Here is a 6,995-nt window from a genome sequence, read left to right on the forward strand (position 1 = left end):
TCGCGAATCCAGTACGAGTTACCTGTCCTTGCACACTACAACCCTAATCAAGGCCTTGCTGCGTCAGCCGACAGCGCATACGCCGGTCTGGCTGATGCGCCAGGCCGGGCGCTACCTGCCCGAGTACCGTGAACTGCGGGCCCGCGCCGGTTCGTTGCTGAGCCTGGCGAAAACCCCGGACTACGCCACCGAAGCCACCTTGCAACCCTTGCGGCGTTTCAACCTGGATGCGGCAATCGTGTTCTCCGACATCCTCACCGTGCCCGATGCCATGGGCCTGGGCCTGTATTTCGGTCATGGCGAAGGCCCGCGCTTTCGTCACCCGCTGCGCGACGAGCAGGCCATCAAGCGCCTGCGCGTGCCCGAGCCAGAAGCGCTGGACTACCTGTACCAGGCCGTAGCCCAGAGCCGCCGCGAGCTGGACCCCAAGGTGGCGCTGATCGGCTTTGCCGGCAGCCCCTGGACCCTGGCCTGCTACATGGTCGAAGGCGGCCCGCCGGGTGATTTCCAGCTGATCAAGAAGATGCTCTACCGGCGCCCGGAGCTGCTCCAGCACATTCTCCAGGTTACCAGCCAGGCGGTGGCGGCCAGCCTCAACGCGCAGATCGAGTCCGGTGCCCAGGCGCTGATGATCTTCGACACCTGGGGTGGCGTCCTGGCAGACGGTGCCTACCAGCGTTATTCGCTGTTCTACATGCGCGAAGTGCTGGCGCGCCTGCACAAAACCCACCACGGCCAGCGCGTACCATCGATCATCTACACCAAGGGCGGCAGCCCGTGGCTGGCGGAGATGGCCGACAGCGGCGCCGATGCCCTGAGCCTGGACTGGACGTGTGACCTGGGCGTGGCCCGTCAACTGGTGGGCAACAGTGTTGCCCTGCAGGGTAACCTCGACCCCGGCGTGTTGCTCGGTGATGAGGCCTGCATCCGCCGTGAAGTGCAGCGCACCTTGCAGGCCTTCGGGCCGCCGGCAGCGGGCTTTGGCCATGTGTTCAACCTGGGCCACGGGATCTCGCCGACCACCTCGCCAGAGGCGGTGGCAACGCTGGTCAATGCCGTGCATGAACTGAGCCGTGCGCGCGGAGGTGCCTATGCTTGACCCGACCTTCGACTTCGACCGGATGCTGTGTTTCTCGCTGTATTCGACAGCCAACGCCATGGTCCGCGACTACGCCGAACCGTTGAAGAAACGCGGCGTAACCTACCCGCAACTGCTGGTGATGGCTGGCTTGTGGGGCCAGGACGATGTCTCGATCAGCGCCCTGAGCGAGCTGACCCTGTTCGACCTTGGCACCCTGACGCCGATCGTCAAGCGCCTGGCCGACAACGGCTTCATCACCGTGTACCTCGACCCCAACGACCGTCGCCGGCGCAACCTGTTGCTGACCGACAAGGGCCGTGAGCTCAAGGCCGAGGCGGCGAAAGTGTTCAGCAACATGGCCTGCAAGATCGACCTGGGCGAGGGCGAGGTGGAGCAGGTACTGGATGTCTGCCACCGGATCAGGGCGCGCTTGCGCTGAACCCGCAGCGCGGGGCAAGTCCGCTTGCCCCGCGAAAGGGGGATTGTGCAATCACGCCAGCATCATGATAATGAGAGTAATTACCATTAATGTGTGATCACCCTCGTGCCGAGCTCTCTCGACTCCAAGGCTATCGTCGCCCACCTCTACAGTGACTATCATCGCTGGCTGCGTGCCTGGCTGTATCGTCGGCTGAATTGCCCGGACGATGCCGCGGACCTGGCCCAGGACACCTTCGTGCGGGCCATGACCAGCAGCGCATTGCCCGCCCTTGAAGAACCTCGCGCTTTTCTAGCCACCGTCGCCCGCCGCCTGCTGAGCAACCTGTTCCGCCGCCGGGCGCTGGAGCAGGCCTACCTCGACGAGCTGGCGTGCCTGCCCGAACACTGCATGCCTTCGGCTGAAGACGTACTGCTGGTGCGCGAAGCCCTGGCCGAAATCGACCGGGTGCTCGACGGCCTGCCGACGCGGGTGCGTCATGGGTTCATCCTGCATCGCCTCGAAGGCCTGAGCCAGCCGGCCATTGCCGAGCACCTGGGGGTGTCGCTGGCGACAGTCGAGCGTGACCTGCGCCGGGCTTTCCTGCACTGCCTGAGCGCGAGGCCGGAATGAGCAGCACACCACTGGACCGCGCAACCCACGAGGCAGTGGACTGGCTGCTCAGGCTGGAGAATGCCCCGGCCGGCAGCCCGTTGCTGCTGGCCTTCAACACCTGGCTCAAGCAATCGCCCGGCCATCAGGCCGCCTGGCAGCGGGTCAACGCCTTGCTCGGTGAACCCCTGGCCGACCTGCAGCAAGCCGAGCAGCGCAACCCTGGCCAGTTGCTCATGGCCAGCCGCAGCCTGCGCACCTTGCCGCCGCCGTCGCGGCGCAAGGCCCTGGGCGGCGGCCTGGCGATGCTGTTGCTGGGTTTGGGCGCCGGTGCGCTCGGCAACCGCATGACGCCACTGGGCGATCTGCTCGCCGACCTGCGCACCGGCACCGGCGAGCGGCGTACCTTCACCCTGGCCGATGGCTCGCGCTTGTGCCTGAACGCCCGCAGCGCCGTGGATGTGCGTTTCAGCGCTGGGCAGCGGCTGGTGCTGCTGCGTGACGGCGAGGTGCAAGCCGATGTCGCTGGCGAGCCGGGCCGGCCGTTTATCGTCGCCACCCGCGAAGGCCAGGTGCAGGCCCTGGGCACGCGCTTCAGCGTGCGCCAGGAAGCGCAGCAGAGCGTGGTGTCGGTACAGCAACACAGCGTCATGCTGCGCAGCGGCAGCGCCCCTGCCCAGCGCGTAGAGGAGGGCCAGGCCTTTCGCTTCGACGGCCACGCCAGCCAGCTGCTGGCCGCGTCGCTGCGTACCCGGGCGAGCTGGACCGAGGGCCGCCTGGATGTTCGCGACGAGCCTCTGGGCGAGCTGATCGAAGCCTTGCGCCCGTACCGCGCCGGCTTGCTGCGCATCAGCCCGCAGGCGGCGCAAGTGCGCGTCTACGGCAGCTTCCCGCTGGACGACAGTGAACGTACCTTGCGCTCCCTGGCCGAGACCTTGCCGATCCGGGTCGACAGCGTTGGCGGCTGGCTGACCCGCATTGATGTGATCTAAATAAAAATAATTGCGATTTCTATGAGGGGGTTTGTTCCTTGGCGTGTCCTCGTTATGGACAACAACTTCGAACGAGCCAACACCTCCATGCCCGACTCCATGATCCGCCCCAGCCTGCTGGCCCTTGCCATCGCCCTGGGCAGCAGCACGCCGTTGTACGCCGTGGCGCAAACCGACAGCAGCGTCAGCGCCAGCCAGCGCTTTGATATCCCGGCCGGCGACCTGGGCGAAGCCCTGAGCCGCATCGCCCGGCAGTCTGGGCGGGTGTTGTCGGTCAAGCCGGCGCTGCTGCAAGGCAAGCGCTCGGCGGCGGTCAACGGCCAGTTCAGCCCCGAGCAGGCGGCCAGCCAGGCGCTCAATGGCAGCGGCCTCAACCTCAATATCACCGCTGGCGGCGCCTGGAGCCTGGTGCCGGCCGAGCACAGCGGGGCGCTGGAACTGGGCTTGACCCAGATCGTCTCCAACGCCAGCGAAGACGCCTGGGGCCCGGTCCAGGGCTATGTGGCCAAGCGCACCGGCACCGCGACCAAGACCGACACTTCGGTACTGGAAGTGCCGCAGACCATCAACGTCATCACCCAGGACGAAATCAAGGCCCTCGGTTCACAGACGGTCACCCAGGCCTTGCGCTATACCCCGGGTATTACCGGTGGCGGCTTCTCCGACCGGGTGGGGATTTTCGACGAGCCGACTTCCCGCGGCTTCAGCCCGACGCCGCTGTACCTGGACGGCCTGCACCTGCCGTACGGCGGCGGCAGTACCGGTGGTGCACTGCAGATCGACCCTTACGCGCTGGAGCGCATCGAGGTGATGAAGGGCCCGGCCTCGGTGCTCTACGGCCAGAACCAGCCAGGTGGCCTGGTCAACATGGTCTCCAAGCGCCCGACCGCGACCCCGCTGCATGAGATCAAGCTTGGTGGCGGCAGCCAGGACCGCCGCTATGGCGCCTTCGACTTCGCCGGCCCGGTGGATGACCAGGGCGAGTACCAGTACCGGGTAACCGGCATGGGCCTGGATAAGAACGGCGAAATCGACTACGTCGAACAGCAGCGCTACATGATCGCTCCGAGCCTGACCTGGAGCCCCAACGAGCAGACCCGCCTGACCGTCTACGGCCATTACCAGCGCGACAACGGCGTACCGGAGGCCCAGGGCTTGCCGGCGGTGGGCACGGTGTTCGCCAGCGCCAACGGGCGGATCAAGCGCAGCCGTTTTATCGGTGAGCCGGGGGGCAACGCCTATGATCGCGAGCAGTACACCTTCGGCTACGAAATCAGCCACGAACTGGACGACATCTGGACCCTCAAGCAGAACACCCGCTACGCCTACGTCGATGACAAGTACCGGGCGCCACTGCACGGCTACGCCTTCGTGCCCAACCCGGTCACCGGCGCCGACGACCAGAGCGCCATGACCCGCTTTGGCGTCGACTGGGCCCAGCGCAACAAGGTATTGGGCATCGATAACATGGCCCAGGCCAAATTCAACACCTTCGACGTCGCCCATACCCTGTTGATCGGTGTCGATTACTACCACTCCAACTCCCGGTTCCTCGGCCTGTACGACCGCAATCCGCCGATCATCGACCTGTACAACCCGGTGTACGGCAAGCCACTGAACTTCGGCCAGCCGTTCAAATGGGACCGCACCATCAACCAGACCGGCCTGTACGTGCAGGATCAGCTCAAGTGGGACCAGTGGTTCCTGACCCTCGGTGGCCGCTATGACTGGGCCGAATCCGACAACAAGGAGCCGATTGCCGGCAACCATACCAACGTCAAGGACGAGAAGTTCACCGGTCGCGCCGGGCTGGGCTATGCCTTCGACAATGGTGTCACGCCTTACGTCAGCTACTCCGAATCATTCCTGCCGCTGGCCGGTGCCGACTACGCCGGCAAAGCGTTCGAGCCGTCCACCGGCAAGCAGGTCGAGGCCGGTATCAAGTACCAGCCGCCTGGCCAGGACAGCTTCATCCAGCTCTCGGTGTACGAGATCAAGCAGCAGAACATCCTCACCGCCGATGTCGGCAACCCCGGCTTCAACAGCCAGGTCGGCGAGCTACGTTCGCGCGGTGTCGAGCTCGAAGGCAAGGCGAGCCTCACCGACAACCTCGGCCTGATCGCCTCGGTGTCGCGCAACGACGTGGTCTACACCAAGGACAACGATGGCCGCGAAGGCCGTCACCCGTCCGGTACGCCGCCGATGACCGCAGCACTGTGGCTGGATTACCACTTCACCGGCGACACGCCGGTCGCCGGCCTCGGCATGGGCCTGGGCGCACGTTATGTGCGCGGTAGCGACGGCACCGACTTTGCCGACGGGCACTTCAGCATCCCGTCCTACACCGTGTACGACGCCATGCTCTCCTACGACCTGCAGCAATCGCCGCTGCGCCTGAAGGGCGTGAAGGTGCAGATGAACCTGCAGAACCTCGAAGACAAGACCTACGTCAGCCGCTGCACCAGCGACGTGGATTGCTATTACGGCGAAGGGCGGACCATCACCACCGACCTGACCTACAACTGGTAAAGCTTCAGGTATCGCGCAGCAAGTCATGGGCATCCAGCAGCCGGTAGGCTATCTCCGGCTGCTTCTCCAATGCCCGCCTGATCGCCGCCGGAATATTCTGCCGGGTCTTGCGGCACAAGCCCGGAAGTTCCTCGATCTGGATGCTGATACCGCGCATGGTCCGCACCTCGTTGAAGCTCGGGGTAATCTGCAGCCGAATCCCCAACTGCTCGTACAAACGCCGCTGCATGTGCTCCAGGTCGTCCAGGCTGTGCAGGTTTTCCAGGCGTTCGAGCAGGCGCTTTTCTTCCTGGCGCGTCAGCAACAGGATGCGCGGGTCCTGCAGCGTCTCGCGGCCGCAGTCGCAAGCGCCGGGCGGGCAGGGGGTGCGGGTGGGCAGGGTGGCGTTCATGCCTTGCAGCATAGCGAGGCTCGAGGACTTTTGCCCATGCCTGGCAGATAGCTATCGAGCACTGGTGTGGGCGGCGCTCGGTGATACCATTTCACTTCGTCGAACTTCACCAGGAGCGAGTCGCCCATGCTGGCGCAACAACTGCAGCTGCAAAGCGTATTGACAGGGCGCGCCGTGCCTTTCACCCGTCCGGGCTCATCCAGCGCCATCGCCAAGACCCCACGTGAGGGTGAGGTGGCAGTCACCGAGCTGGGCCTGGTTGGCGACGAGCAGGGCGACTTGCGCGTGCATGGCGGCGTCGAAAAGGCCATCCATCACTATCCGCGTGAGCACTATGCCGCCTGGGCTGCAGAGCTGGGCGAGCATCCGCTGCTGCAGGCTCCGGGCGCTTTCGGCGAAAACTTAAGCACCTGCGGCTTGACCGAGCAAGCCGTGTGCCTGGGCGACCGCTTTCGCGCTGGCAGCGCGCTGCTGGAGATTTCCCAGGGGCGCATGCCGTGCTGGAAGCTCAACGATCGCTTCGGGGTCAAGGACATGTCATTGCGGGTCCAGCAAAGCGGCCGTACCGGCTGGTATTACCGGGTGCTGGAAGATGGCGTATTGGCTGCCGGCATGAACATCGAGCTGATCGAACGGCCGCATCCGCAGTGGTCGCTAGCGCGCTTGTCGTCGGTGCTGTTCGACAGGCAGGTCGACCTCGAGGTGATTCGCCAGTGCCTGGAACTACCGCTGGCGGCTTCCTGGCGCCGGACCCTGTCACGACGTTTGGAAAAGGCCGAAGTCGAGGACTGGGCGCCGCGTTTGCAGGGGCCTGGGTGATTGGCAGGTAGCCTGTCGCGGGGGGGGGCCCCCCCCCCCCCCCCCGCCGGGGGGGGGGGGGGGGGGGGGGGCGGCCGCCCGGGCGCGGCGGCGCCCGGCCCCCGGCCCGACCCCCGCCCCCCCCCCCGCCCCCGGGGGGCGGCCCGCCGCGCC

General features: G+C 65.8%; 7 protein-coding genes. 6 read left to right on the top strand and 1 reads right to left on the bottom strand.

Translation table 11 applies throughout. From position 1 onward, the window contains the following. The first annotated feature begins 22 nt into the window (after positions 1–22). The 5 genes from hemE (at position 23) to ABIE20_RS20845 (ending at position 5,632) form a co-directional block, all read left to right on the top strand. On the top strand, positions 23–1,099 hold the full coding sequence (gene hemE / locus ABIE20_RS20825; RefSeq protein WP_429507037.1) for a uroporphyrinogen decarboxylase: 1,077 nt from the start codon (positions 23–25) through the stop codon (positions 1,097–1,099). Beyond that, positions 1,092–1,520: a MarR family winged helix-turn-helix transcriptional regulator gene (locus tag ABIE20_RS20830; protein WP_429507020.1), complete on the top strand. Its 429-nt coding sequence runs from the start codon at positions 1,092–1,094 to the stop codon at positions 1,518–1,520. Before hemE ends, ABIE20_RS20830 begins: the two co-directional genes overlap by 8 nt. Before the next feature lie 105 nt (positions 1,521–1,625). Beyond that, positions 1,626–2,132, top strand: a complete 507-nt coding sequence (locus tag ABIE20_RS20835) for a sigma-70 family RNA polymerase sigma factor (RefSeq protein WP_429507022.1) — start codon at positions 1,626–1,628, stop codon at positions 2,130–2,132. Then, positions 2,129–3,103 (top strand): FecR family protein, encoded by a 975-nt coding sequence (locus ABIE20_RS20840; protein WP_429507024.1) that lies wholly within the window; start codon positions 2,129–2,131, stop codon positions 3,101–3,103. Before ABIE20_RS20835 ends, ABIE20_RS20840 begins: the two co-directional genes overlap by 4 nt. Positions 3,104–3,190: 87 nt before the next feature. Further along, complete coding sequence (locus ABIE20_RS20845) at positions 3,191–5,632, top strand: TonB-dependent siderophore receptor (protein ID WP_429507026.1); 2,442 nt, start codon at positions 3,191–3,193, stop codon at positions 5,630–5,632. 4 nt (positions 5,633–5,636) lie between these two features. On the opposite strand, the gene ABIE20_RS20850 is transcribed toward ABIE20_RS20845, so the two are convergent. Then, complete coding sequence (locus ABIE20_RS20850) at positions 5,637–6,023, bottom strand: hypothetical protein (protein WP_184959518.1); 387 nt, start codon at positions 6,021–6,023, stop codon at positions 5,637–5,639. 126 nt (positions 6,024–6,149) lie between these two features. On the opposite strand from ABIE20_RS20850, the gene ABIE20_RS20855 reads away from it, so the two are divergent. After that, positions 6,150–6,842: an MOSC domain-containing protein gene (locus tag ABIE20_RS20855; RefSeq protein ID WP_429507027.1), complete on the top strand. Its 693-nt coding sequence runs from the start codon at positions 6,150–6,152 to the stop codon at positions 6,840–6,842. Positions 6,843–6,995 lie beyond the last annotated feature (153 nt).

Source organism: Pseudomonas sp. 2835, from assembly GCF_050435905.1.
Lineage (GTDB): Bacteria > Pseudomonadota > Gammaproteobacteria > Pseudomonadales > Pseudomonadaceae > Aquipseudomonas.

Coding starts and splice junctions, on each gene's coding strand:
- ABIE20_RS20830 (WP_429507020.1), top strand. CDS start 1,092: ATGCTTGACCCGACCTTCGACTTCGACCGGATGCTGTGTTTCTCGCTG.
- ABIE20_RS20840 (WP_429507024.1), top strand. CDS start 2,129: ATGAGCAGCACACCACTGGACCGCGCAACCCACGAGGCAGTGGACTGG.
- ABIE20_RS20845 (WP_429507026.1), top strand. CDS start 3,191: ATGCCCGACTCCATGATCCGCCCCAGCCTGCTGGCCCTTGCCATCGCC.
- ABIE20_RS20850 (WP_184959518.1), bottom strand. CDS start 6,023: ATGAACGCCACCCTGCCCACCCGCACCCCCTGCCCGCCCGGCGCTTGC.
- ABIE20_RS20855 (WP_429507027.1), top strand. CDS start 6,150: ATGCTGGCGCAACAACTGCAGCTGCAAAGCGTATTGACAGGGCGCGCC.